The following is a 25,540-nucleotide window of genomic DNA, read 5'->3' as shown; positions in this document are numbered from 1 at the left end:
GTCTGGTTCAGCCACACAAACTCGGGAACGGTACCACGGCACCCTCAGCCGCACCGATCATGCCATTTTGGTTGGGTCCCCAGGTAGAAGTCCAGTGTTTGTGTGAGTTTCGTGTCCGAGAATGGACGCAGGAGGAAATTCACGAATCATGGCACGCAGAGACACCCCGAGCAGGTTATCGCCAAAGTCCGGCAGGGCCAGAAAATGCTCAACGACGGCCGCCCGATGGTCGAGGTCATCAAAGAGCTTCAGGTCACCGAGGCGACCTGGTACCGGTGGCTGAACCAGTACGGGTCCGAGAAGAACGCCGAGGCGTCAAAACGAACTAAAGAGCTGGAGAAGGAGAACGCCCGGCTCAAGCGCCTGCTGGCGGAGAAGGAACTGGCCATCGACATCCTTAACGAGGTGGCGAAGGGAAAATTCTGAGCCCCGAACCCCGCCGCCGTGCCGTGCGCATGGCGGTGGAGAAGTTCGGGGCATCCGAGCGCTTCGCGTGCAAAGTCATAGGGCAGAACCGGTCCGCGTTCCGCAAGAAGAAACCCGACATGGGCTTCGAGGAAGCCGAGCTCCGCACGCAGCTGTGCGCCGTGGCCAACGTCATCGACGAATACACGCGCACGGCGTTGGCGGTCGTCCCGCGCCGGTCGTTTAAAGCCTCGGACGTCGTCGCGGTAATGGAGAACATCATCGCAGAAACCGGCGCCGCACCGGCCTACGTCAGGTGTGACAACGGGCCAGAATTCACCCCCGCGGCACTGATCGACTGGTGCGACACCGCCGGGGTGGATACTGCGTTCATCGACCCGGGATCACCTTGGCAGAACGGCTTCATCGAATCATTCAACGCCCAGTTCAGAAGGGAGCAACTCTCCGGAGAAATCATCGACACCATGGCCGAAGCCAAGTATTTGGCCGAGGAATGGAAAGCTATCTACAATCATGAACGGCCCCACGGATCCCTGAACGGCATGACGCCGAAACGCTACTGGGACAACTGGACCGAAAGAACCAATTAGCTCTCGCATAGGCGCTGGACTGCTAACGGGGGCCCAATCAGTGGCACCCAAGGAGATGCGCGCCCAACAATCTTGTACATCGCGCTCCGGGCCACCTTGAACAGGTCGGCCATCTCGGCTGGATCTCCCCGCATCCGGCCGATAGGGCGGCCGGTCTAGATTGGTGACGACCGGGGCGTCGTCGGCACGCGCAGCGGCGAGCTTCCCGCAGGCCCGGCCGTTCGTTGTTCCTCCCAGGCAATCCGTGGTCGACTTAAATCCGGTCCTTGGGCACCCCGAGCCCCCGATCCCGTTCCGCTCAGCGTTCAGATGTCGTTTGTTGGTCGAGATTCGGGCCCAGGCGGTGATGTGCAGCTGTCGCGGTTGAGTCACCGAAGCGCGACGGTTTTGCGGGACGGGTATACGCAATGCCCAGATTTCAGCATGTGCATGGATCTTTCGCGACGGGGGAGTGATCGGAAGGTATGGGACCCTCTTGCGATCCATCTTGAGAAGCGGTTCGTTCGGCTCCAGTAAGCGCCTCACGTTCCCTGAATCGTCAAGAGTGCAGCCCTCTTCTGGGACCTAGAGGTAACTCTCTTGTGTGGTCCGACGATCTAAGCCTCCGGCGCCCGCAGAACCCCCAACAGCCGCCACCAAATACGGCACAGGATCCGGATCCGTTCCGGCAGCCCACTGCATCCAGGCCTCGAACGTCGCGCCGATCAACGCGGCACACAGATACCGGGCCACATCCTCGCCGACGCCGGCCGAAACCAGATACGCCCGGGTCCGCTCCCGCTGCGGCGCCAGGGACTCGTAGCTCCGGCTGGCCAGCTCAGGGTGGTCGGCGATCAGCCGCAGCCGCCCGCGGGTGACCGCGAGATCGGGCAGGACGGCAACCCCCGCGACCGCCGCCTCGCGCAGCCCCGCCAGGACGCCGCCGTCGGAAGCGCCCTGACCGCGGGCTGAATCGAGTACCCTGCCGGAGGCCTCGATCACCGGCTCCATGCCGCCCCAGATGAGATCGGCCTTGCTGGCGAAGTAGCGATACAGGCTCTTGCGCCCGATGCCCGCCTCGCGCGCGATGTCCTCCATGGAGGTCTGCTCGTAGCCGCGCTCGGCGAACAGCCGCAGCGCGATCGCGGCCACGGCGTCGGGATCAATCGTCACCGGGCGCCCGGTGGAGCGCGGAACGGTGGTCGTAAAGGCATCCGAAGGCATCCCACCAGTATTCACCCTTACATAATGACACAGGGTGTCATAAGGTGTACCGCATCACCGTCAGCAACGTCTGGAAGGACATCATGGGCAACGAAGCTACATGGCAGGAAGCCGCCACCACCGGCCGCTTTGCCGGCAAGACCGTCATCGTCACCGGCGCGGCCTCGGGCATCGGCCAGGCCACCGCCCTGCGCATCGCCAAGGAAGGCGGCCGCGTCATCGCCGCCGACATCAGCAAGGAACGCCTGGACGACCTGGTTGCCGAGAACGCCGGGCTGGACCTGGTCCCCGTGGCCGGCGAGATCTCCACCGAAGAGACCGTCGCCGCCGTCGTCGCTGCCGCCGGCAGGCGGGTCGACGCCCTGGCGAACGTCGCCGGCATCATGGACAACTTCGCCCCGATCCACGAGGTGGACGACGACCTCTGGGACCGCGTCTTCCGGATCAACGTCACCGCCCTCATGCGCCTCACCCGCGCCGTGGTGCCGTTGATGCTGGACGCCGGCACCGGCTCCGTGGTCAACGTCGCCTCCGAGGCCGGCCTGCGCGGGTCCGCCGCCGGCGCCGCCTACACCGCGTCCAAGCACGCCGTCGTCGGCCTGACCAAGAACTCGGCCGTGATGTACGGGCCCAGAGGTCTGCGCTTCAACGCCGTAGCCCCCGGGCCCCACCATCACCAACATCGTGGCCAACTGGGGATCCCAGCTCGCGGCCGAACGCCTCGGCCCGCTGATGCAGGCCACCGTCCCGACGCCCGACACCGCGGCCCAGCTCGCCGCCTCCATCACCTTCCTGCTCAGCGACGACGGCACCAACGTCAACGGCGCCATCCTCGCGTCCGACGGCGGCTGGTCGGCGCTGTAGGGGGAGCGGCACTAAGGCCAACCGGACGACGGCGGGAGGTCTCGCCGTCGTCCGCTGGTGTCCCTCGTTAACTGGTCGTTCAGGAGGGCAGCGCAGCGACGGATCAAGTCCGCCCTCCGGCCCTACCGGAAAGACGCTGGACGGCCTATCGTGGTCCCTGCCACAGCCCGAGGGAAAGGAACGACGATGTTCACCCTGCAGATTAGCTATCCGGTCCGGGACTACGAGGCTTTCAAGAAGGTCTTCGACACGGATCCCGCAGGCCGCGCCGCCTCGGGCGCCCGGTCTGTCCGCTTGTTCCGGGATACCGAGGACCAGAACAGCGTGGCCGTGCTCCTTGACTTCGACACCAGGGACGCCGCGACCGGCTTTCTGGAAAAGTTGCGCAGCCAGGTGTGGGACAAACCTGAGGTGATTGGGCAGCTGATGACGGCAGCGCCGACAGCCAGGATTTTGGAAGAGGTGGCCCGCGAGGGCCAGGGCGCGGGCTGACCGCTGAGAATCCGGTGGTCCCCGCCGGATGAGTTGGCCGCAACTTCATGCTGTCCCAGGTCGACGGCAGGGAGTCCCGCCGTCGTCCGCTTCCATGTCCTGCAGCGGGCTGGATCATGCCGGGACTCCTTGCGTCGCAACACCGTGTCAGTCACAGACCCCGCGTCGCGGTCACCTTGGACCCTTCGACGCTGACGTCGTTCCGCGCCCCGTCCGCTGTTGGGGTCTTGAACTATGTTCGGACAGGGGAAAGGATCGGACTGCATTGCGGGCACAAAGGAAGGCGGATTTCTGAATGGCGGAAATGCCGCCAGCCACGGTGGAAGTGAGTAACGCGGTGGTCCAGCGCCTCGTCCGGGCCCAGCGGCCCGACCTCGGCGATTGTCCGATAGCGCGGGTTGCGAACGGCTGGGACAACGCGACCTTCCGGCTCGGTGACGGCCTGGCCGTCCGGCTGCCGCGCAGGGCGGAGGCCGTTTCGCTGATACTTCATGAGCAGCGCTACCTTCCCGACATAGCACGCCGCTCCCCGGTTGCTGTTCCTGTCCCCGTCCACGCCGGCCGGCCGACGTCGGACTTTCCATGGCCGTGGAGCATCGTGCCGTGGGTCCCCGGAGCCGCTGCGGCCGACGTCGGCCCGGCAGGCCGCGGGCCGGCGGCTGAAGGCCTGGCCGATTTCCTACTGTCCCTTCACATGCCCGCCGAAACCGACGTCCCGGTGAACCCCTTCCGAGGCGTGCCGCTGACAGACCGTGACGCTGTGCTGGTGGAACGGCTCGGGGACCACGAACGCTACCCGCAGGCAGCAGCGCTGAGAGCAGTGTGGGCGCAGGCCTGTGCCGCCAAAGCCTGGGATGGTCCGGCGATGATGCTCCACGGGGACCTCCACCCCGGCAACATCCTGCTGGCGGACGACGGCTCCCTGGCCGGCGTCATCGATTTCGGCGACGTCGGGGCAGGGGACCCGGCTGTCGATCTTGCGGTGGGGTGGCTGATGTTCGACGCCGGCACTCGCCACCGCTTCATGGGCGCCTTTGGCTCCGCAGTGGAAGGGAACACCTGGATGAGGGCCCGCGGTTGGGCCCTCATCCTGTCCACCGCCATGCTGAGCAACTCCGACGATAATCCGCGGATGTTCGCCGTAGGAAAGTTCGGGATCAGGCAGATCCTGGATGACGGACTTCGCCTGCAACTCTGACGCCGGCGTTATTGTCAGTGGCTCCTGTCATGCTGTGGGTATGGAAGGCAGAGCAGCTGCGGAGACGTTGGAGGCCATGGAGGCCTCCCTTGCTAGGTTGGCTGTATTTGCCGGTCGCGGAGCCGGGAACGCGGCCTCGACTGGCGCTGACCCTCTTCGGGACGAAGCGGACGCGTGCTTGGACGGTATGGCTGAGGTGGGCAGCATGGAAGCCAGGCTGGCCGCGCTGAAAGTGCACTTCGCCGCCGGATATGCCCGCGCTGCCGTCGCCATGGCGGGCCCAGCCGTTTCCCCGTAGGAGCGCACCGCCCAGGAAATGGCGGTGACAGCAGAGGTGGCCTGTGTTCTGACCGTGAGTGAAAGATCGGCGGCGGCGCTCCTGGCGGAGTCAGCCACCCTGACCACTGGGTTGCCCCTGACGCTGTCTGCGCTGCAGGCAGGGAGCTTTTCATGGCAACACGCGCGGGTGATGTGTGATGAAACGTCCGGTCTGGACCCCGCTGCGGCGGCTGCTTTGGAGGCTCATTTCCTGGACGTCGAAGCTCCCTTTGCCGCGCGTGGCTGCCCGGCGGGGGAGCTCGTGCCGGGCAGGTTCCGGGCCAAAGCGCGCAGTGGCGTGAGCTGCACCATCCCGTAAGCATCGAAACGCGCCACCGCAAGGGTGTCGAGGACCGTCGGCTGGAATATGTGCCGGACCGGGACGGCATGGCCTGGCTCTCGGCCTATGTGACTGCGGATGTGGCGGTGGCTGGATGGTCCCGTGCCACGGAAGCGGCCCGTGCCCTGCAGGAGCCGAATGAATCCCGGACCCTGACCCAGCTCCGTGCGGACGTCGCCGCTGACTGGCTGCTGGCGGGGGTGGCGGAAGGAACTCCGTCACCCAAGGCGCAGGTCCTGGTGACCGTGCCGGTGCTGTCTCTTTTGGGCGCCGTGACGGAACCGGCCACGCTGGACGGGTATGGTCCCGTTCCGCCGAGCATCGCCCGCCGGCTTGTGGGGGATGGCGCCGGATCGTTCCTGCGTGTGCTGACCGATCCGCGCAGCGGAGCGCCGCTGGAGATCGGACGGACCAGCTACCGGGTCCCGAAGGCGATGCGCCAATGGTTGCGGCTTCGGGACGGCCGGTGCCCTTTTCCGGGCTGTAATAACCATTCCCTGGATAACGAAGCGGATCATCTGTTGGCTTGGTCCGAGGGAGGCGGCACCGGCGTCACCAACCTGGGCCAGCCATGCCGGCGGGACCACCGACTCAGACACACCACAGCGTGGAGGCCGGTTGACGCGACCCGGGACCAGCCACCCGGCTGGATCTCACCTGCGGGACGCTCCTATCCCAGCGAACAACAAGACTTGGAACCATCACACTGGCCGCAGCACCGCGGCCACGCGGGTGAAGGCCGGGAGTTGGAACCGCCCGACCGGCTCGACGTACTTGCCGGCGCCGTCGGACCCGGAGAGACCGGGCCGCCATTACCGGTGATCCCTTTCCTGACTGGGCACTGTTCATCGCGGCGTAGGATCGGCGCTCCATGTTCCCCTCCCCGTCCAATGAAAGGTTCGAAGGATGTGCCGGCTATTGGCCTGCGCCCCTGCCTCCGACGTGACCCTGAAAGGCCGGATCGGCCAGGACCAGCGCGATTCAGGCCACTGTCCCCCCGCCTATCACAGACCCGGTCAATCTCGACTCACCGGACGGGTTGGTCGGGCCTGCTTACTGCGGCGATCATGCGATGCATGATGATGTGGTGGAAAGGTCGGATGATGTTGAAATAAAGCATCCCCGTCCAGCGGCGGTAGTGGACGGCAGTGATGATCCGGAATCTGTGCTCGGTTCCCGTATCCGTCGGGTCTCCTTCGACGATTAAATGGCCGACCAGATGCGTGTCCTCGGCCGTGAGCACTATGAATGCGTCTTCCTTGCCGGCCGAAACAGTGAAGAAGCCGAATCTGTCACCAGGGTGGAAGCTGATCTCCTCCGGCCGGAGCGGGCGGCCTGGACGGCTTGAAGGGTGCTCGAGGCGCATGAGGCGCGCAAGCCCTCCACGCGCGAGGAACAGGATCTTTAGCCAGGTGGGCTGCCACGACAGAGCGTTGCTGATGCATTCATGCAGCGACAAGGATGCGTATGCGCTCACTGCATCTAGATGGTGTGCTGGCTTTGTGAAGCGTTCAATTTCACGATGCATGGGTTCGAGCGTCATTGGCCCTCGCCAATGAAAGGCTCGCGCTGAGGGACGAGGGTGCGGAAGCTTCGGCGCCGGGCATCCGCGGATCTTCCTGAAAATCATCCTGCCGCTCATGGTCCCGGCGCTGGCGACCACGGCCATCTTCACCTTCATATGGACCTGGAACGACTTCTTCACCCAGCGGATCTACTTGACCTCCCCGGACATGTTCACCGTCCCCGTCGCTCTGCGCCAGTTTGTCGATGCCCAGAGTTCCTCGGACTGGGGGCCGATGTTCGCCATGTCCGTCGTGTCCCTGCTGCCCGTGTTCCTGGTGTTCTTGTTCGGACAGAAGTTTTTGCTCAAGGGCGTGGCCACCACCGGCATCAAGTAGACGATGCCCGAACCGGTGGTGCCGGGTTTGTCGGCCCGGGTGAGGTCAGCCGGCCACGCCCGGGGGAGAGACTGGGTGTTTTGCGTCGTCCCCAAGGGAGGTCGCGGCCGAACCCGTGGAGATTCCGCTCAGGGTGTCGATGTAGTCCAGCGTTTTGGGACTGACATGCCGCACGCCCGCAAGGGCCTCCCGGAGAACGGTTCTCCTGGCCGGGTCATCGAGTGCGCCTCGGAGTTCCAATACCGTCTCGATGCCCTGACGCTCGAACACGCACATGATGTCCTCTACCTGGGCGAGACGGCCAGGCGAGGGCCAGCTGATAACTTCCGCGAGCTTGCCCGTAGCGAGGCGCCGGCGGAGTCCGCTAGTCGTGGCGGCTTCTGGCCATGCCGCAACCAGAGCCACAACGCGCGGCTTGACGGTCGCGTGGTAGTTCTGCCGGCGCTGCAGCGTGGCATCGACAATGATGGCCCCGATGTGGTCCCAGCTACGGCTCACTTCAGTCGAGGCGTCTATGCCCTGAGAGTCAGTTAACGCCGGAAGGTTGGCAGTATCATTCTCGATAGTCATAAGTGAATACTTCCATGTGCCGGTGGTGAGCGGGCTAGCGGCTGCTCAGGTACGCCCGGGCCCGTTCGCGCTGCGGCGACAGGGACTTAGCTCCGGCTGGCCGGTTCGGGGTGCTAGGCGATCAGCCGCAGCCGGCCGCGCGTGACCGCCAGGTCCGGCAGAACGGCAACCCCGGCAACCGCCGCCTCCCGCAGTCCCGCCAGGACGTCGCCGCCGGAGCCGCCCTGGACTCGGGCTGAATCCAGGACCCGCCCCGAGGCCTCGATCACCGGCTCCATGCCGCCCCAGATGAGCTCGGCCTTGCTGGAGAAGTAGCCGGCTCACTGTCTCAACTCCTGCGCTGCCCGTTCCGTGACGACGGCGATGGCCAGGGAGAAGCGGCCAGGTAACGGAGAAAGTGCCAGACGGAGCCAGAAGGCGTCCGAATACGCATCGAACCGGACCGGACTGACGTGCAGTTCCTCGGCGGCGGCCAGCACCTGCGTGTGAGCCGTCAGATATCGTGCGGGCGTCATGCGGTTATGACGTAGATGAAGCTCCAGGCGAACGTCCACGCCGGCCAGGTCCCGAGCGGCCTCGGCCCGGGCCGTACTGTCGAAGTCCAGCAAGCCGGGCGGGATGTCGCCGTCAGGAACGATGATTTGCTTGTCGTAAAGGTCTCCGTGGGACCATACCAGCGGATCCGGTGCCGTCCGAAGCAGGTTCGTGGCCACTTGCTCTGCAGCGGCGCGCAAGGCATCGCGCTGAGACGACAACTCCGGGACGTTTTCATTGTGCCGCAACCAGTCGTTCACCCGTCGCCACATCTTCGTGGCTTCCCACTCTGCTGGACGGAGCGGAAGGCTGTCGAGAACGATTTGTGCTGCGGGATTATAAGAGCCGTTCAGTTCGGCGACCCAGGCGCGCGACCATTTCTCCCACGCCCTGGCGAACGCTTCATCGCTGACGGCGCCCTGCTCCCTGCCCAGCTCGTTCAGAGTCGGTCCCGCGATGGCGCTGAAAACGATGACGTCTTCCTGGGAGCTCTTACGGAGGATTCTGGGTGTTGTGAAGTTGCCGGCGTCCAGTAGGACGTCCATTTGTGCGCAGCGCTCGGCCGGCACGACGGCGCCGCCGGGCTCGAAGACCTTTATGTAGCGGCCATCCGCCCGGACGACCGCCTGGCAGTAGGGCCAGTACGAAATCAATTCCCCCTTCTGCGCTTCCCCCCGCAAGGCGGGCAGCCCCGGATCGTCCAACGGGATCAGCTCGAAGTGCCCGTGACGCAGATGGGCTCCCCGGACGCCGGGCCGTCCCGGTGTAAGGACCTCCAGTACAAATTCTCCTGGCGTCTTGTCTGGCCACGCCCGCTGAACCAGCCAGGATGTGCCGGTATCGTCGTCGGCAGACGTCGGAACGGGGGAGGGCCAGTCCATGGAATCAATTCCAGGATCCGGTGGAGGCGCCAGCCAGTGGTAGGACGCGGTGGAGTGACGCGTTCCAGGCGTCCCGTGCCGCCCCCCAACAGTAGACAGCCATGCTCCGTCCATCCATGCCCCTCTTCCCGACACGCAGGCTCTTCCGGCGCAAGCCGTTCCGTGCGTCCAGAATGAAGTACAACAATGAGGCACGGATGAAACGGTCATGAAGAAACTTTCATCAATGCCTTCTTCCCCGTCCACTCGGTGTCCCATAAGACAGTCCTCCGGCGCCGCGAAAGCCTGGATGGCCACGGAGCAGTACGCGCAGCGGAAGGCACTGCTGCTGAGCTTGACCTACTCCTGAAGCTCCACCGGAAATCGGTGGTGCCGGCCGCTTGTGCTTGTCACGGCGTGCTGGTGCGTTCCCGGATTGCGGCCAGCAGCGTGTCAATGTCGGTTTCGGTGTGGGCGAAGGAGGTCACGAAGCGGGCAATGCCGGGTTCCCAGCGGTCGTCGTAGAAGTCGAACCCGGCCGCGTGGAGTGCGTCTGAAAGGGGCTGCGGGAACCGGCAGAAGAGTATGTTTGCGGTCGCGTCTCCCAGCACCGAGACGCCCGGGACGCCGGTCATTCCTTCGCGCAGGCGGGCGGCCGTCTGGTTGGCATGGCGTGCGTTGTTCAGCCACAGGTCGTCGCTGAGGTAGGCGTCGAGCTGTGCGGTTTGGAACCGCATCTTGGAGGTGAGCTGCCCGCCGTGCTTGTGACGGTAGGCGAGTTCGGTGGCCAGGGCAGGATCGAAGGACACGATGGCGTCGGCGGTCATCGCCCCGTTTTTGGTCGCGCCGAAGGAGAGTACGTCCACCCCGAGCTTCCAGCTCATCTCGGCCGGGGTTGCGTCGAGGGCGACCAGAGCGTTGGCGAACCTGGCACCATCCATGTGGACGCGAAGGCCGGCGTCGTGCGCGATCGCCGCCAGTTCGGCCAGCTCGTCGAGGGTGTAGACGCTGCCGGTTTCGGTGGCCTGGGTCAGGCTGACAACGGCGGGCTGAACGCTGTGCACGTCGCCGCGCCTGCGGGTCACCGCTGCAGCGTGGCCGTTCACTGCTGTTTACCGGCCCTCCACCGCGTGGCCCTTCCCTGTTGGTACGGATCGGGGAGCCTGTTTGAGGCATCGGCGCGCCTGATCGGTCGAGCTGAACTATGCCCCCTGAACCGCACCAAGGAGAACCCCGTGCTTATCAAAAGTGCTGTCGCCGCGCTGGTGGCCCTCACGTCCCTGACCGGAATCGCCGTTCCTTCAACTGCCGCCACCTCATCCCGGGATGTTGTGCTGGGCCAGCCGCTGCTGGAGGCCCATGCACACAACGACTACGAGCACGGCCGTCCGCTGATTGACGCCTTGGAGCATGGGTTCACCAGCCTCGAGGCGGACGTTTGGCTGGTTGACGGCGAACTTCTCGTCGCACACGACCGGGAGAACGCACAGCCTGGAAAGACCCTGGCGAGCCTGTACCTGGAACCGCTGGACAACCTCGTCCAGCAGGAAGGCCACAGCGTCTATCCGGGCTGGGACGGCAGCCTGCAGCTGCTGATCGACATCAAGAGCGACGGCGAAAGCACCTACGCTGCGATCGAGCAGGAACTGAGCAAGCACCCGGCCCTCATGACCCGTTACAGCAAGGGCAAAGTCAGCACGGGCCCGGTGACCGCCGTGATCAGCGGCAACAGGCCGCTGACCACCATGCAGGCGGAAGACAAACGCTACGGGTTCTTCGACGGACGCTCATCCGACCTTGCCTCCGGGATGCCCTCAACGCTCATGCCGCTGGTCAGTGACAACTGGACCAAGCTGTTCACGTGGCAGGGCGTTGGCCCGATGCCCGAGGCGGAACGCGCCAAACTCCACGCCTACGTCGCGGACGCACACGCCAAGGGACACCGGGTCCGCTTCTGGGCGACTCCGGACCAGCCGGGCGAGGCACGCGAAGCTCTTTGGACCGAGCTTCACCGGGCAAGTGTTGACCACATCAACACCGACGACCTCGCAGCACTGGAAAGCTTCCTCAAAGCCCAGCAGCCATAGGACCAGGGTCCACGCTGCCCCACGGCAGCCGCAAACGGACGACGGCGGGAAGCTCCCGCCGTCGTCCGTTCACCGGGGCCGCAAACTTTTGGAAGCGGTTGGCCAGCGGCAGGGCAACGCAGACGCCGACGTCGACGCTGGTAAATCCTCATTGTGGCGGCCGCCCAACCGCGCCACGATGTTCGTATGAACGCTGAAACGCCGCAGGCGGCGGAGCTGAACCTTCCCCAGGCCTTCCTCCTTCTGGCAACGAACGACAAAGACGGCACACCTGAAGTGCCGGTGTACGCACGGGCAGTATTGGCCGAGCTGGACCTGATCGGGGCAATCGGGCTGCAGGGGAAGCGCGTCAGGGCTACCGGCACCGCCCCGCAAACGGACTTCCAGCACGAGCTGGAGCTCATCCGGGGCAAGTCTCGGCCCCACACTCCCAAGCGGTGGGTCTCCATGCTGGAGGGCCGCGCCGCAGTGCAGCGGGTCTACGAGGGGATGGCGGCACTGGGCATCGTGGAACATGTCGGCGAAAAACATGTGGGTCTGTTCCGGAGCGTGCGGTACCCGGAGAAGGACCACGCTCCGGAGGCGGCGCTCCTGAAAAAGATCCAGGCCGCACTCAGCGGTGCGCCAGCCGATCCCGGGGCGTCTGATGCCACGGCGACCGATGCCGGAGGGTTGGATGCCGGGACACCCGATGCAGGGGCGCCCGCTCCCGCGAAGCCTGATGCCGCGAAGCCCGATGCCAGGACCACAGCGCTGATCGCCCTGCTTCAGGCGGCCGGACTGCTAGGCAAGCTCGTACCGGCAGCAGACAAGGTCCGGGCAAGTACGCTGGCGAAGGACTATTGGCCTTCCCACGCGGTGGAGGACGAACTGCGCATGATCAGACTGGCGGAGGAAGAAGAACCGGGCATATGACGGGGCGACCTAGGCCGCGGCTGTCTTGTCCACGAGCGCCAGCACTCGAGTCGGGCTTCCGGTCCCGCCCACGATTGGCAACGGGCACACGATCAGGACGGCGCCGACGGCGGGCAGCTTGTCCAGGTTCTGAAGCGACGTGATGCCGTACTTGTCGTTGCCGAGCAGGAAGTGATGCGCTGGGAAGGGCGGGTCCAGGGCCACGGCGTTGCCGGCGTCGATTCCCACGGTTTCGACGCCGAAGCCGGTGATGTTGGTTTCCTCGGCGAGCCACTGGGCGCACTCGGCGGATACGCCGGGCGTGTGCGATCCCGACTCATCGACATTCAGGAACTGTTCTTCGGTCCGTGAGTATTTGTCCCACCCGGTCCTGAAGAGCACCCAGGCCTGGTCGGGAAGGGCGCCGTGCCGGGTTTCCCAGGCCTTGACGTGGGAGATTTCCATCAGGAAATCGGGATCGTTGGCAGCTTCCTCAGTGAAGTCCAATACGACGGCGGGTCCAATGAGTCGCTGCACCGGAATTTCAGACACATCAAGGCCGTCCCAGCCGGTCACCCAATGAATGGGCGCGTCGAGGTGGGTGCCAATGTGCTCGCCGGTATGAATGTTGTTGTGGCGCCAATAGGGGCCGGGCTGGTTGTACGCGCTGACCTCATCGAGGCTGAAGTCAATGAGGTTTGCAAACGGTGCCGGAAGACGCAATGCGGGCGTGCTGCTGCTCAGCGGAGCCGTGAGATCAATGATTTCAATGTCTCCACGCACCATAGCCTGCAAAGCCTCAGCCAGCCGAGTCGTACCTGTCGTAGTCACGAGGATTGCCCTTCTGTTGAACCAAATTTTGACGATCGTCACCAAAGTGCCACGCCACGATTTTGCCCACACTACCCAGCGGCCTCCCCGTCAATGGACGCAGTACGTCTTGCGGCCGCTAGTAGCTCGGCGGCGTCACGGCGGTAATGAACACCGTGGGCTCGTCGCTGGTGTTGACCAGCCGGTGGGGAAGGGTCGAATCAAAGTGGCAGCTGTCACCGGGCTCCAATGAGATGCGTTCGCCCTGGATCTCGATTTCCAGCAACCCAGATATGACGACGACACACTCTTCTGCGGGATGGCTCCACGGCTCCGCGCTCGACGCGCCACCCGGGGCGAGGGTTCCGCGAAGGACTTCGAGCTGACCGTAACCCGCCGACTGCCGGAGATACGTAATGTTCGTGGCCGGGGATGTTATTTGGACTTGACGGCCCTTCCTGAGCACGGCCAGCCTGCTGGGGGCGGCGTCATCCTGATTGAAAAGCTGGAAGAGCGGCAGGTTCAGGACGCGGGAGATTTTTCGCAGCGTTTCGAGACTCGGGTCGGTTAGGTCACGCTCAACCTGGCTGATCATCCCCTCGGAAAGGCCGGATTGACTGGCCAGCTGGGCCAGCGTCATCCCTTGTTCCTTCCGCAACTCGCGTATGCGCAGGCCATCCATTGTGTTCCTTTCGGGATCGCTGAAGCCAGAGCCATATTCAGTGGCACTAAATAACCATTGACCACACTAAACTTCGTGCATATGGTCTTACCATGACGACGAATAAATTCACGGTACATGATCGCGTGGACTTCGATCCCGCCGACTTCCGTCGGGAGTTCCCGCCACTGGCCAACATGACGCACCTGGCCAGCTGCAGCCAGGGCGCTCTGTCGGCCCAACTAACTTACAGCCTGCTCGACATCGCCGGCTCACTACAGAACTCCGGAGCCCCGTGGGAACTGTGGATGAACAAGGTGGAAGAGGCTCGGGCCCGCTTTGCACGTTTCATAAATGCAGACCCCAGTGAGATTGCCATCGTCAGTTCGGCATCCGAGGGCGCCTACCAGGTAGCCTCGAGCTTCGCCTGGAACAACAGGACGGATATCGTTACGTCCGCCCTGGAATTCCCGTCCGTGGGCCACGTGCTCCGGGCCCAGCAGGCCCAGGGCGCCAAAATCAAGATGGTCTCCGACCGTTTTGAGTCCTTGGAAGTTGAAGCTTGGGACAACGTCATCGACGAGTCAACTGCCCTGGTTTCAGCCCCCTTGATTAGCTACCATGACGGCGCGCGGCCGCCGCTCGCCGAAATCACCGCGCTGGCCCACCAGCGCGGTGCCCGCATGTTTGTTGACGCATATCAGGGTGCTGGCGTGGTCCCGATCGATGTCAAGGCAATGGATTGCGACTACCTTGTGGCCGGCTCGCTCAAATACATGCTGGGCCTGGCCGGCATAGCCTTCCTGTACGTCAAGGACGGCGTTGACTCAGAACGGGATCCGGAACTCACGGGCTGGTTCGGACGCGTAAATCCCTTTGCATTTGACCCGGAATTGGTGGACTACCCTAAGGATGCGCGCCGATTCGAAGCCGGGACTCCTGCCATTCCGGCCGCCTACGCCGCTGTCGCCGGCCTGGGGCTGTTGGAGCGGGTTGACCAGGTTGCCGGTTTCGCCCACGTCATGCGCCTTGCCGACAAGTTGGCTGCCGGTGCCGTGGCCGCCGGATTCAAGGTCAGCCGATCCGAGAACAGCGACCGCCACGGCCCGCAGGTGGCCGTTTTTGATGATGACCCGGTCGCGCTGGGCGCATGGTTGCATGAACGGCGCATCATGACGGCCCCACGAGGCGAACTTTTGCGCATGTCCCTTCACTACTACAACTCCGACGCCGACATCGACACGGCTATCAACGCTCTGACGGAATACCGCTCGCTGTAGGAGCAACGCCCGGGTAGCCGCCGACGTCTGCAAGGTGGGCCATTTCAACGGAGAAATGGCCCGACGGCGGGGCGGCGGGGGATGGCCAGCGCGCCAACCTGATTGATCCAAGGCCCACGGCCCCGCGGCAGAACTATGGTGCCGCGCCCCGCCGCAATCGCCGAACAGCGCTAGAAACACTGCATTTCCCCAGATTTCCCTAGAAACAAAGGAGGAATACGTCATGACGGTACGCGAAACATCGGCTCCCCTGGAAGCGAACACCCACGGCCTGCAGCGCAGGCTAACTGGACGCCAGCTCAGCATGATTGGGTTGGGCGGAGCAATTGGCACCGGGCTATTCCTAGGCTCCGGGCTTGCCATCTCGCAGGCCGGCCCATCAACAATCATTGCCTACGTGGTGTGCGGGCTCGTCGCGCTCGTCATCGCATGGGCGCTTGCCGAGATGGTGGTGGTTCACCCCACCGCCGGCGCATTTGGCGTTCTGGCCCACTCCTACATTGGCCGGTGGGCCGGTTTCGTCGTGCGGTGGACGTACTGGGCTATTCAGTGCATTGCCATCGGCGGCGAAGTCATTGCCGCCGGAATCTTCGTCAGGTTCTGGTGGCCGGAAATTCCGCTCTGGCTCACAACGATTGTCTTCTCCATCGCGATCCTGGGCGTGAATGCGTCAGCCGTCAAACTGTTCGGCAAAGTTGAGTACTGGTTCTCCATGATCAAGGTCAGCGCCATCGTCGCCTTCATCCTTTTGGGTGTTGCCCTGATCGTCTTCGGCCTTCCCAGCCGGCCGCCCGTCGGCGTTGGTAACTTGGTCTCCAACGGTGGCTTCATGCCGAACGGCGTCCAGGGCCTGTTGCTGGCCATGGTCTTTGTGATCTTCAGTTTCATCGGCACGGAAGTTGTTTCGGTTACTGCCGCGGAGTCCGAAAACCCGGCGCGCGACGTCGTGCGGGCCACCAGGTCAATGGCGCTGCGTCTGGCACTGTTCTACGTCGTTGCCATCACGATCGTCCTGGCGGTCGTGCCGTGGACTGAAACGGCCCAGGTGGGCAGCAACATCCATGCCAGCCCGTTCGTGTTGGTCTTTGCGGCCGCCGGCATCCCGGCCGCCGCAACGATCATGAACTTTGTCGTCCTGACCGCGGCGCTGTCCTCCGCCAACGCCAACCTCTACCTCACGACCCGCATGCTCCATTCGCTGGCGGCGCACAGGTACGCGCCGCAGTGGACCGGCAAACTGACCAAGGGTGGCGCCCCGGCGCTGGCGTTGATCCTGAGCTCCGCGGGGATGCTGCTGGCGGCAATTATCTCGGTGGTCGCCGCCGACAGCGCGTACCTGGCGCTCTTCGGAATTTCAGTTTTCGGCGCGCTAGTCGTCTGGATTCTGATCTTGATCACCCACATCCGGTTCCGCATTGTTCGGGCCCGTCACAATCTCCCCCAGTCACCGGCCAGGCTGAAGGGCGCGCCCGTCACCACCTTGCTGGCGATCCTCTTCCTCACGGCCGTTCTGGTCTCAACGATCTTCATTGATGGCCTGACCTGGACGTGGATGGCGGGCGTACCCTTCTTCGCCTTGCTGCTGATCGCGTACTACTTCGTCGACAAACGGACCAATGCCGGCGGCGGGCGCTATGACCCGCTGCAGGAGGAAATCGCGCGGACCAATGCCGTTTCGCCTGGTTCGGACTTTGCGCCCGCCGCAGAAGGATCACATTAGCCAGAAGTATTGCTTGCCCGGCCTTGAACCAAGGAGGCTCCCGGTGGACAGCCGATAATCGCCAATGCTGTTCGCCGGGAGCCTTCGTCATGCCATGAACCTGGAAGGTGATGTCCGTTCTGCTTGCTCGGGATCTCGGGTCGGCGCTCAGGGGAGCGCATACACGCGGCGGGCGTTGCCGTGTGCGACGAGTTGCACGATCTCGCGGGCGTCCGCCTCGGAACAGTCGTCGTCGGCGATCCATCCGCCGACTACCTTGGTGATCGCGTTGCGCCACAGTCTCGCTCCGAGGTAGTGGAGTTCGGCCGGGCCGAAGGCGTCGGAGGAGTAAAGGATTTTCGTGAACGGAGCCAGTTCGAATGAGCGGGCCACCAGATCCCGGCTCCGTGACCCGGTGAAGTTCACGGCCAGGCCCACATCGATATAGACGTTTTCAAAGGCGTGGGCCAAATAGCCGGCTTCGCGCTCGAATGGATAGCAGTGGAGCAGCATGATTGGTGTGTCTCGGACTTCGGGGGACCGCAGAAAATCCAAGAGGTACAGGGGATTGGTCTTGTGTAGGTCCAGGTCGCGGTCACCGAATCCAACATGGAATTGCAGCGGAAGCTTCATCGACACCGCCGTGTAGATCCCGTGGGCAATGAGTGTCACGTCGGTGAGCTTCGCATTGGTGCCGGCGCGCGGGTTCTCCTGCCAGCGGCGGGCTGCTTCAACAACCGCAGCCGGTGCCGGTCGGCTGAGATTCTGGTCGAATCCTGCGCGGTAGGCGAGAACTGTTTTGACGCCCACGGCGCTGAGGGTGAGCTCTTGAAGCCGCCGACCGAACTCTTCGACGTAATCTGCCGGGTTGGCAATCTCCTGGATCAGCGACTCGGCGACCAGTTCCAGCCGAACGATCTCGTGGGTTCGCCCACCGGAGACATCGGCCATGCCGGCCTTGCCGAGGTAGTCAGCGGCATCCAATCCCGTATCGATCAGCCAGTCGCTCACGCCAGCAGCGCGGGTCATGCGCCGGCACACCTCGATTTCTCCAAGCTCGGAGCGCCGGCTCCAGTAGTCCGCCGGTGAGGCGTGCCGTGGCAGATCAAGAATTCCGCTGCACCAGCGTCGGATGGCGAGCCCGATTTGTGTGCTGTAGGCGTCCCCGGGGTTGGCCAGTGGTTCGGTGTTTCCTTCGTTGAGCGAGTTCTGAAAGCGTGCCTCATCACCGTCGACGTGAAACGCGCCATGCACGTGGTGATCAATAAGGCTGACTTGTTCGACGAAGTCCGGGAAAGAACCGCCCGCCATTAGATCGACCAGGCAAGTCGAAAGCGTTCAGCAAGCTCGTCCGGCGAGAGTTCCGCGGAGATTCGCTGTTCGTAGCGCCGGACGGCCACCGTGGCATCGACGATGGCGTCTCCGAGAAGCCCGCGTGCAAGGCGTGACTTGTCCAGCGTGTCGATGATGGCGGTGGGGGAGTCTGAGAGCAGCAGGACGTTGGCCCGGTGCCGCTCGCCTTCCGAAAGCCGTCCGGGATCACCTGGGATCTCTGCCGGAAGCCTGCGCCCGCCGCGGATGCCGTCAAGGGCGAGCGCAAAAATGGATGCGGACGCCAGATACACGTTTGCCGACGGGTCGACGATTTTCACCTCGACGTTGGCTCCGTGCGGATTGCTCTTGCCCTCGTTCAGAAAGCGCACTGAGGCTTCCCGGTTTTCCAGGCCCCAGCACAAGTAGGCGCCCGACCACGTGCCGGGTGCCAAGCGGCTTCCGGACAAGATTGATCCCGTGAGGAAACCCTGGATGTCGGGGAGTCCTGCGATGATTCCGCCAATGGCCGCGCCTCCCTCGGCGCAGATGCCGTGCGGTCCGCTGCCGCCGGAGAACAGCGGCAGGCCGTTCTTGTGGAGCGAAAAGTGCTGGTGGGCGCCGTTTCCGACGGTGCCGGGAAAGGGCAGCGGGGAGAACGAGGCATGCATGCTGTGGGCCCTGGCGACGATGCCAACGATGATCTTGGAAAGGACCACGGTGTCCGCGGCCTGAACCGGCGAAGCAGGGGGAAGGGAAAACTCGAACTGGTTTCTGCCGTACTCGGCGTGGATCTGCTCCATCGGAATGCCGGCATGGTTCAGCACTGACAGCAGATCATCGAGGAATTCCGATCGGTCCAGAAGGCCGGTTGCCCCGTACGGAACCCAGGGTGCGGTTTCCAGCGCTGAACCGTCTGGGGCGACGAGGAAGAATTCAAGTTCGTGGCCCACGAGTGCCTGGTATCCGGCCTCGTCGAGGCTGCCGACGACACCGGCCAGAAGGCCGCGGGCACAGGCCGGAGAAGCGGCTCCGTCTTGTTCGAAAAGGCTGCCTGGTGCCCATGCCCGGCCACCCTGCAGGACACGGAGTCCCGCGAGATCGATCTTGAGGCGCATATCGCCAACGGGGGTGATGCTGTCCGTGAACGCTATCCCGCCGTCGATGGTGAAGACATGCCAGACGGGGGCAGCGCCCATCCCGGATTGGTGGAAGGTTTTGAGCCGGGCTAACGGAACGCTCTTTGCCAGCGTGATGCCCGAAGCATTCACCACCGTGCCGATCACGGTGCGGACGCCGGCCGCTTCGAGCTCGCGTTGTGCCTTGGCAACAGCGGATTCGTCGACTGATGCAATTTCGGTCATGCGCCTATCATGCGGCGCCTCCCCGTCCAATGAAAGGTTCGACAGATGTGCCGCTGCCTCCATCGCCTGCTCAGCGGCGGCGGCTTGTCTGCGCTGTCGGGGAGCGGGCCGAACGCAAGCGGACGACGGCGGGAGGTCCCGCCGTCGTCCGCTTCAGCTCCGGCAACCTTCGACTGCCGCGCGAGGAAGAACTGTGAAGCCTAGCGGCTGCTCACCTGACCGAACAGCTTCGCGATTGGTGCGAGCACGAGCGGGCGGGCGGCGTACCATCCGGCCACCGTGATTGCGATTGCGGCCGCGAAGAGCCAGAACCCGACCCAGTTCACCACGTCGGTGCCGCTGAACATGTGGTTCAGGTTGCGCAGCGCACCGGTCGAGAACACCAGGAACACGTGGATGAGAATGAACAGCACGAAAAACAGCATCGTCGGGAAGTGGATCGCACGCGCAACCTCTACCGGGTAGATCCTGTTCAGCGTCTTCGCGTTCTTCGGCCAGAACTCGCTCAGGCGCGCACCCGTGATCGCCGCGAGCGGGGCCGCGATGAACACCACGAGGAAGTACATGAGCTGCTGCAGGCTGTTGTAGTTCACCCAGCCGGTCTCAACGGGCCAGTCGAGTGTCATGTACTGCAGGAGCGCGGAGAGCGCGTTCGGGAACGCCTCCCAGCTGGTCGGGACGATTCGCACCCAGCGGCCGGAGGCAACCAGCAGCACCACAAAGATGAGTCCGTTGACCAGCCACAGAATGTCGAGCGACTGGTGCAGCCACAGGTTGATGCTGATCTTCTTGCCACCGCGCTTCGGCGTCCAGAACGCCGGCGGCTTCTGCTGGGTGCGCCCCTGATAGCCGGAGCGAATGATGAGCACCATCAGGAAGATGTTCAGGAAGTGCGTCCACTGCGCCCACCACGGGAAGCCGGACTCGGCCGTCTCGGGCAGGTGGTACTCGCCGGGGTACCTCTCGAGGAACTCCGGCACGCCCGGCAGTGTGGTCACACCGCGCGCGGCGAGCACCAGAATCCCGGCGGCAGCCACGGCGCCGAGCGCGAGGAGCACGACGCGCTTGATCCATTGACCCAGGGTGCGCGATCCGTAGAGCCTTGCCTCGGCCTTTGGCCTCAGGGGCTTTTCAGGAGCGACGGACTGTGCCACCGGCACTGGGGCGGCGGTGACCGCTGGTGCACTCACGGTCGCCGGCGGCTCCGCCTCGGCAACGGTCTCCACCACGCTGGCAGCCGTGGCGTGGGCCGGGGCGATGTGTTCGGGAGCTGCCTGCACCGCAGGGGCGGCGGCGACCGCCGGAGCAAGTCCAGCTGGCGGCCACGGTTCACCGCCGGGGACACGGGGGAGCCCGCGACGAAGCGAACTGGTTCCCGCCGCCGCTGTAGCCGGTGTGGTGGCCAGAGCACCTACAGGCGGCGCCGGTGCCGGCACTGCTGCTTTCTCAGCAGCATCTGCGGCCGGCGCGGGCGTGGCGACTGCGGCGGGAGCCCCGGACACGGACAGGGCCGCCACTGATACCGAAACCTCGCCCTTTGGCGGCCAAGGCTCGCCGCCCGGCACGCGCGGCAGGCCACGGCGAAGCTGCCGCGCCACCGCGGCGCCCGCGTTAACTGCAGGGACCGGGCCGGGCGATGCCGCTCCCGGTGCCGTTTCCTGGGCGGCAGTAGGGACGGGGGGCGCGGCGGCCGCTGGCCCGGCGGTGACCGATCCCACCCCGGAATCAGACGCCGACCGGGCTGCCGCTCCTGCCGTGACAATGCGTGCGGGCGCCTCGCCTGATGCAGGCCAGGGGTCACCGCCTTCGACGCGCGGCAGGCCCCGCCGAATAGACCGAGACTGAGTTGACATCACTACTTCTTCCGAGCCTCAAGTGCGCTAATCAGCTGAGGCACGACCTCGAAGAGGTCGCCGACCACACCAAAGTCGGCGATCTCGAAGATCGGCGCGTCCCCATCCTTGTTGATGGCGACGATCATCTTCGCGGTCTGCATGCCGGCCCGGTGCTGAATCGCGCCGGAAATGCCCAGCGCGATATACAACTGTGATGACACGGAAACCCCGGTCTGGCCGACCTGATGCGACTGCGGGATGTACCCCGCATCCACCGCGGCACGCGAAGCACCAACGGCAGCACCGAGTGCATCGGCGAGCTGTCCAACGAGGGCGAACTTTTCCTCCGACCCGAGGCCGCGACCACCCGCGACAACCTTCGCGGCACCACGCAGCTCCGGCCGCGAGGTGGCTGCAACCACCTCCTCGAACGAGTCGATCCGCGCGGCCGGCTTCCCGGAGGGCGGCACTGCCAGGGTCTCCGACGCCTGCGGCTGGGCCATGGCACGCGCCTCGATGGAGCCCTGGCGAACCGTAATCACCGGCGCCCCAAACGTGGACGTTGACGTCACATCGTAGGCACCGCCGTAGACGGAGTGGTGTGCCACGACGCCCTCGTCATCACGTGACACACCGATCGCATCGGCAGAAACCGCTGCACGCGAACGGGCAGCGTAACGGCCGGCGAGGTCGCGCCCATTCAGGGAATGCGAAATCAGGATCGCGTCTGGCTGCACCTGCTCCACAGCGGCGGCAAGCGCGTCAACGCTCGGCACGCCGAGCGCGGACGGATCCGGAGTCTCCGCGACCAGTACGCGCGCGGCACCAAGGACCGCGGCCTCCGCGGCGGCGGCGCTCCCGGCGCCGGGTGAGGCAAGTACCAATGCAATTGGCGTGCCAACTGCAGCAGCAGCGCCAAAGAGCCCGGCCGCAGCCTTCTCGAGTCCACCGGAAGCCAGGGTCTCCACGACGACGAGGATCGCGTCACGAGGGAATCCAGTCATGTCGTTACTCCTTACGCCAGTCGGTTCTCTACAAGGAACTCGGCGAGCTTCTCGCCGGCATCACCCTCGTCAATGATCTTTACGCCCGCCGCACGCGGGGGCTTCTCTGCAACGGTCAGCATGATCGAACGCGCCGCGTCCGGGTTGTCGGCCGTGATCCCGAGGTCTGCGAGGGTAAGCATCTCAAGGGGCTTCTTCTTCGCGGCCATAATTCCTTTGAAGTTCGGGAAGCGCGCCCCGGGAAGCGCCTCGGTAATGGAAATCACCGCGGGCAGGTTCGCTGATACCTTCTGCACGCCGGATTCAACCGGCCTGGAGCCAGACACCGCGCCGTCGCTGATCTCTACGGAGCTGAGGCCGGTAGCATGCGGCACGTCCAGCAATTCTGCAAGCATCGCGGGAATCATGCCGCCGGATCCATCGGTGGAGACGTTGCCAGTGATCACAAGGTCAAACCCAACGCGACGGATCGCTGCTGCGAGCGTTTCAGCGGTAAGTCCAAGATCCGCACCCCGCAGCGCCTCGTCAGAGACGTGGATGGCGCTCCCCGCACCCATTGCAAGCCCCCTGCGTAGCGTTGCCGTCGCACCCTCGGGAGCGAGGGAGAGGACTGCGACCTCAGTGCCGTTAGCGCCGGCGTACGTCAGTGCCAGCTCCAAGGCCCGCTCACCGATCTCATCAATGACTGCCTCGCTGGCTTCTCGATCGGCGAGGCCTGTTTCAAGGTTCAGTTTTCGGTCCCCGTACGTGTCGGGGACTTCCTTTACTAGGACGATAATCTTCATCGATGGCTCTTCCTGTGGCGGGCTTGTCTCTAGAGAGGAGACATGTCGGATCTCCATTGAGTCTACGAAAGTGGGGCCCTTCCTGGCGGACAGAGCCCGTGTCGTGAATTGAAGTACCTAGTCTTCGCCTCAGGGACGCCCTCAACTGGCGGTCTCGTCGGTGTGCCGCTCCAAAAAGCTCTTCAGGAACTTCGCAGCCTGGGCTTCACCTCTTGCTGCAGCTTGGAGGAGGATTTCTTCTCCTCGTGACGTCTCGCCGCGTTCGACGAGCAAAATGCCATGTCGCGGCTTCCGTTTGTCCTTGCGCCGCAGCATGACGAAGCAAGGTCTCGGCCTCATCTGTTTTTCCCCGGTCGATGAATACACGTGCGAGCCCCCACTTACCGTGAGCGCTCCCTTTTGCTATGGCTTTCCGGAACATCGCCTCGGCTTTCGACAGGTGCCCACGACCGTGGAGGCTTGCGCCAAGGTTGCTCATACTTTGAACGTCGCCCTGGGCCACTGCCTCGCGATATGCGGCCTCCGCGGCGGGGACCTGTCCTAACCTTGCTAGCAGGACGTCTCTCGGGCAAGTGGGAAGATCTTGGTATGACTTCAGCAACCGTTGCACCCGATCCCGGCTTGGTGCCGGAGCTTCTGATCACGGATCTCGACAAGAGCCTCGATTTCTGGTGCCGGCTGTGTGGGTTCGCGGTGCTGTATCACCGGATCCATGAGGGATTCGCCTATATCGCCAGTGGGGCGGCGCACGTCATGCTGGAGCAGGCGGGAGCGGGCCGTAATTGGATCACTGGTCCTCTTGAACGTCCACTCGGGCGCGGGATCAACTTTCAGGTTTCAGTTCCGTCGATCGAGCCGCTCGTGAATGCGCTTGATGGCGGAGACTGGCCGCTCTTCATGGCACCCGAGACCAGGTGGTACAGAACCGGCGATCACGAAGCCGGCGTCACACAGTTTCTGGTGGCAGATCCCGACGGGTATTTGATTCGATTCCAGGCGTCCCTGGGACGAAGGCCTGTCTCTCCAGGGCAGGCATGAGTATCCACTGAGGATCCACGGAGACGACGCGGCGGGAACGGCCATTCCTGCCTCATCTCCGCTGGATCGGCATCGGCGGGGTGCTGTAAGGCGTTGTCGTCACCGGGGCGGCTTGCCGAAGGATGACGTGGACTGCGGCCGGTCACGGAACGGCTCAGCGTGGCCGTTCACTGCTGTTTACCGGCCCTCCACCGCGTGGCCCTTCCCTGTTAGTGCGGATCGGGGAGCCTGTTTGAGGCATCGGCGCGCCTGATCGGTCGAGCTGAACTATGCCCCCTGAACCGCACCAAGGAGAACCCCGTGCTTATCAAAAGTGCTGTCGCCGCGCTGGTGGCCCTCACGTCCCTGACCGGAATCGCCGTCCCCTCATCTGCCGCCACCTCATCCCGGGATGTTGTGCTGGGCCAGCCGCTGCTGGAGGCCCATGCACACAACGACTACGAGCACGGCCGTCCGCTGATTGACGCCTTGGAGCATGGGTTCACCAGCCTCGAGGCGGACGTTTGGCTGGTTGACGGCGAACTTCTCGTCGCTCACGACAGGGAGAACGCACAGCCTGGGGAGACCCTGGCGAGCCTGTACCTGGATCCGTTGGACAACCTTGTCCAGCAGGAAGGCCACAGCGTCTATCCGGGCTGGGACGGCAGCCTGCAGCTGCTGATCGACATCAAGAGCGACGCCGGGAGCACTTACGCTGCGATCGAGCAGGAACTGAGCAAGCACCCGGCTCTCATGACCCATTACAGCAAGGGCAAGGTCAGCACCGGCCCGGTGACCGCCGTGATCAGCGGCAACAGGCCGCCGACCACCATGCAGGCGGAAGACAAACGCTACGGGTTCTTCGACGGACGCTCATCCGACCTTGCCTCCGGGATGCCCTCAACGCTCATGCCGCTGATCAGTGACAACTGGGCAAAGCTGTTCACATGGCAGGGTGTTGGCCCGATGCCCGAGGCGGAACGCGCCAAACTCCACGCGTACGTCGCGGACGCACACGCCAAGGGATACCGGGTCCGTTTCTGGGCGACTCCGGACCAGCCGGGCGAGGCACGCGAAGCCCTTTGGACCGAGCTTCACCGGGCAGGTGTTGACCACATCAACACCGACGACCTCGCAGCACTGGAACGGTTCCTCAAAGCCCGGCAGCCATAAGGCCAAGGTCCACGAGGCCTAGCAGATTCCCGGCATGTAGCAGCGGCTGAACCCGGACCGGCAGGTGCGTCCGCCGCTGCCCCACGGCAGCCGCGGACACACCGCAACTTCAGGGACACCTGACACCCCCATGTCAGACAACCACGCACGCTGGAATCGCCACCACCCGACGATTCACAGCCTGATTCACTGCACCGCGGAACGCAGCTTCGGAGTGTATATCTGCCTGCCGGGTCGATGTGGCGGCCATTGTCTCCGGAGACCTGCGCCCGTGGGCCCCGCGGCAACGAGAGGCCCACTCGCTGATGGCCGGACCCGATGACC

The 25,540-nt window shown here is 64.3% G+C and carries 22 protein-coding genes and 4 pseudogenes; 12 read left to right on the top strand and 14 right to left on the bottom strand.

Annotated elements, in window-relative coordinates:
• Positions 1–204: 204 nt before the first annotated feature.
• A pseudogene (locus tag ACQCSU_RS09230) lies at positions 205–1,016 on the top strand (integrase core domain-containing protein).
• A gap of 564 nt (positions 1,017–1,580) precedes the next feature.
• Here the strand turns inward: ACQCSU_RS09230 and ACQCSU_RS09225 are convergent.
• Positions 1,581–2,219: a TetR/AcrR family transcriptional regulator gene (locus ACQCSU_RS09225; RefSeq protein ID WP_426979435.1), complete on the bottom strand. Its 639-nt coding sequence runs from the start codon at positions 2,217–2,219 to the stop codon at positions 1,581–1,583.
• A gap of 83 nt (positions 2,220–2,302) precedes the next feature.
• Between ACQCSU_RS09225 and ACQCSU_RS09220 the strand changes: the two are divergent.
• From ACQCSU_RS09220 to ACQCSU_RS09205, 4 genes and pseudogenes are all read left to right on the top strand, one after another.
• A pseudogene (locus tag ACQCSU_RS09220) lies at positions 2,303–3,083 on the top strand (SDR family NAD(P)-dependent oxidoreductase).
• Between the two features lie 186 nt (positions 3,084–3,269).
• Positions 3,270–3,575 (top strand): hypothetical protein, encoded by a 306-nt coding sequence (locus ACQCSU_RS09215; RefSeq protein ID WP_090580274.1) that lies wholly within the window; start codon positions 3,270–3,272, stop codon positions 3,573–3,575.
• 295 nt (positions 3,576–3,870) lie between these two features.
• Positions 3,871–4,773 (top strand): aminoglycoside phosphotransferase family protein, encoded by a 903-nt coding sequence (locus ACQCSU_RS09210; RefSeq protein ID WP_426979434.1) that lies wholly within the window; start codon positions 3,871–3,873, stop codon positions 4,771–4,773.
• A gap of 76 nt (positions 4,774–4,849) precedes the next feature.
• Positions 4,850–6,290 (top strand): annotated as a pseudogene (locus ACQCSU_RS09205) (DUF222 domain-containing protein).
• A 168-nt stretch (positions 6,291–6,458) separates the two neighbouring features.
• Here ACQCSU_RS09205 and ACQCSU_RS09200 read toward each other — a convergent pair.
• Positions 6,459–6,974, bottom strand: a complete 516-nt coding sequence (locus tag ACQCSU_RS09200; RefSeq protein ID WP_426979433.1) for a DUF2867 domain-containing protein — start codon at positions 6,972–6,974, stop codon at positions 6,459–6,461.
• Positions 6,975–7,026: 52 nt separating this feature from the next.
• Here ACQCSU_RS09200 and ACQCSU_RS09195 point away from each other — a divergent pair.
• Positions 7,027–7,332, top strand: a pseudogene (locus ACQCSU_RS09195) (carbohydrate ABC transporter permease); the annotation flags it as partial.
• Between the two features lie 45 nt (positions 7,333–7,377).
• On the opposite strand, the gene ACQCSU_RS09190 reads toward ACQCSU_RS09195, so the two are convergent.
• The 4 genes from ACQCSU_RS09190 to ACQCSU_RS09175 all read right to left on the bottom strand — a co-directional run bounded on the left by ACQCSU_RS09190 (position 7,378) and on the right by ACQCSU_RS09175 (position 10,360).
• Positions 7,378–7,830: a hypothetical protein gene (locus tag ACQCSU_RS09190; protein WP_426979432.1), complete on the bottom strand. Its 453-nt coding sequence runs from the start codon at positions 7,828–7,830 to the stop codon at positions 7,378–7,380.
• Between the two features lie 185 nt (positions 7,831–8,015).
• Positions 8,016–8,180, bottom strand: coding sequence for a hypothetical protein (locus ACQCSU_RS09185; RefSeq protein WP_426979431.1), 165 nt, complete (start codon positions 8,178–8,180; stop codon positions 8,016–8,018).
• Between the two features lie 42 nt (positions 8,181–8,222).
• Positions 8,223–9,140, bottom strand: a complete 918-nt coding sequence (locus ACQCSU_RS09180; RefSeq protein ID WP_426979430.1) for a phosphotransferase — start codon at positions 9,138–9,140, stop codon at positions 8,223–8,225.
• A 566-nt stretch (positions 9,141–9,706) separates the two neighbouring features.
• Positions 9,707–10,360, bottom strand: a complete 654-nt coding sequence (locus ACQCSU_RS09175; protein WP_426979429.1) for a threonine aldolase family protein — start codon at positions 10,358–10,360, stop codon at positions 9,707–9,709.
• A 171-nt stretch (positions 10,361–10,531) separates the two neighbouring features.
• Here ACQCSU_RS09175 and ACQCSU_RS09170 point away from each other — a divergent pair, with 171 nt between their 5' ends.
• Positions 10,532–11,383: a phosphatidylinositol-specific phospholipase C/glycerophosphodiester phosphodiesterase family protein gene (locus ACQCSU_RS09170; protein ID WP_426979428.1), complete on the top strand. Its 852-nt coding sequence runs from the start codon at positions 10,532–10,534 to the stop codon at positions 11,381–11,383.
• Between the two features lie 186 nt (positions 11,384–11,569).
• Positions 11,570–12,298: a GOLPH3/VPS74 family protein gene (locus ACQCSU_RS09165; RefSeq protein ID WP_426979427.1), complete on the top strand. Its 729-nt coding sequence runs from the start codon at positions 11,570–11,572 to the stop codon at positions 12,296–12,298.
• A gap of 9 nt (positions 12,299–12,307) precedes the next feature.
• On the opposite strand, the gene ACQCSU_RS09160 is transcribed toward ACQCSU_RS09165, so the two are convergent.
• Complete coding sequence (locus ACQCSU_RS09160) at positions 12,308–13,063, bottom strand: cyclase family protein (RefSeq protein WP_426979426.1); 756 nt, start codon at positions 13,061–13,063, stop codon at positions 12,308–12,310.
• Between the two features lie 163 nt (positions 13,064–13,226).
• Complete coding sequence (locus ACQCSU_RS09155; RefSeq protein ID WP_426979425.1) at positions 13,227–13,769, bottom strand: cupin domain-containing protein; 543 nt, start codon at positions 13,767–13,769, stop codon at positions 13,227–13,229.
• 92 nt (positions 13,770–13,861) lie between these two features.
• Between ACQCSU_RS09155 and ACQCSU_RS09150 the strand changes: the two genes are divergently transcribed.
• Together ACQCSU_RS09150 and ACQCSU_RS09145 are read left to right on the top strand one after the other, a co-directional pair.
• The gene (locus tag ACQCSU_RS09150; protein WP_426979424.1) at positions 13,862–15,028 is read left to right on the top strand and encodes an aminotransferase class V-fold PLP-dependent enzyme; all 1,167 of its coding nucleotides are present in this window, start codon (positions 13,862–13,864) and stop codon (positions 15,026–15,028) included.
• Between the two features lie 223 nt (positions 15,029–15,251).
• The gene (locus ACQCSU_RS09145; protein WP_426979423.1) at positions 15,252–16,748 is read left to right on the top strand and encodes an amino acid permease; all 1,497 of its coding nucleotides are present in this window, start codon (positions 15,252–15,254) and stop codon (positions 16,746–16,748) included.
• A gap of 147 nt (positions 16,749–16,895) precedes the next feature.
• Here the strand turns inward: ACQCSU_RS09145 and ACQCSU_RS09140 are convergent, their stop codons facing one another.
• The 6 genes from ACQCSU_RS09140 to ACQCSU_RS09115 form a co-directional block, all read right to left on the bottom strand.
• Entirely contained in the window at positions 16,896–18,038 is a 1,143-nt protein-coding gene (locus ACQCSU_RS09140; RefSeq protein WP_426979422.1) for an amidohydrolase family protein, read from the bottom strand.
• Positions 18,038–19,402, bottom strand: a complete 1,365-nt coding sequence (locus ACQCSU_RS09135) for a glutamine synthetase family protein (protein WP_426979421.1) — start codon at positions 19,400–19,402, stop codon at positions 18,038–18,040. The genes ACQCSU_RS09140 and ACQCSU_RS09135 overlap by 1 nt, the downstream gene beginning before the upstream one ends.
• A gap of 200 nt (positions 19,403–19,602) precedes the next feature.
• Complete coding sequence (locus tag ACQCSU_RS09130) at positions 19,603–20,631, bottom strand: cytochrome b/b6 domain-containing protein (protein WP_426979420.1); 1,029 nt, start codon at positions 20,629–20,631, stop codon at positions 19,603–19,605.
• A 626-nt stretch (positions 20,632–21,257) separates the two neighbouring features.
• A complete protein-coding gene (locus ACQCSU_RS09125) occupies positions 21,258–22,241 on the bottom strand; it encodes an electron transfer flavoprotein subunit alpha/FixB family protein (protein WP_426979419.1) in 984 nt (327 codons plus the stop codon).
• Positions 22,242–22,252: 11 nt separating this feature from the next.
• A complete protein-coding gene (locus tag ACQCSU_RS09120) occupies positions 22,253–23,026 on the bottom strand; it encodes an electron transfer flavoprotein subunit beta/FixA family protein (protein ID WP_426979418.1) in 774 nt (257 codons plus the stop codon).
• Between the two features lie 205 nt (positions 23,027–23,231).
• Positions 23,232–23,504 (bottom strand): tetratricopeptide repeat protein, encoded by a 273-nt coding sequence (locus ACQCSU_RS09115; protein WP_426979417.1) that lies wholly within the window; start codon positions 23,502–23,504, stop codon positions 23,232–23,234.
• A 110-nt stretch (positions 23,505–23,614) separates the two neighbouring features.
• Here ACQCSU_RS09115 and ACQCSU_RS09110 point away from each other — a divergent pair, with 110 nt between their 5' ends.
• Together ACQCSU_RS09110 and ACQCSU_RS09105 are read left to right on the top strand one after the other, a co-directional pair.
• The gene (locus ACQCSU_RS09110; RefSeq protein WP_426979416.1) at positions 23,615–24,064 is read left to right on the top strand and encodes a bleomycin resistance protein; all 450 of its coding nucleotides are present in this window, start codon (positions 23,615–23,617) and stop codon (positions 24,062–24,064) included.
• Positions 24,065–24,364: 300 nt separating this feature from the next.
• Positions 24,365–25,216: a phosphatidylinositol-specific phospholipase C/glycerophosphodiester phosphodiesterase family protein gene (locus ACQCSU_RS09105; RefSeq protein WP_426979415.1), complete on the top strand. Its 852-nt coding sequence runs from the start codon at positions 24,365–24,367 to the stop codon at positions 25,214–25,216.
• Positions 25,217–25,540: the final 324 nt, after the last annotated feature.

Source organism: Pseudarthrobacter sp. O4 (assembly GCF_050157025.1).
GTDB lineage: Bacteria > Actinomycetota > Actinomycetes > Actinomycetales > Micrococcaceae > Arthrobacter.
This window is presented reverse-complemented; position numbering and strand designations above follow the sequence as displayed.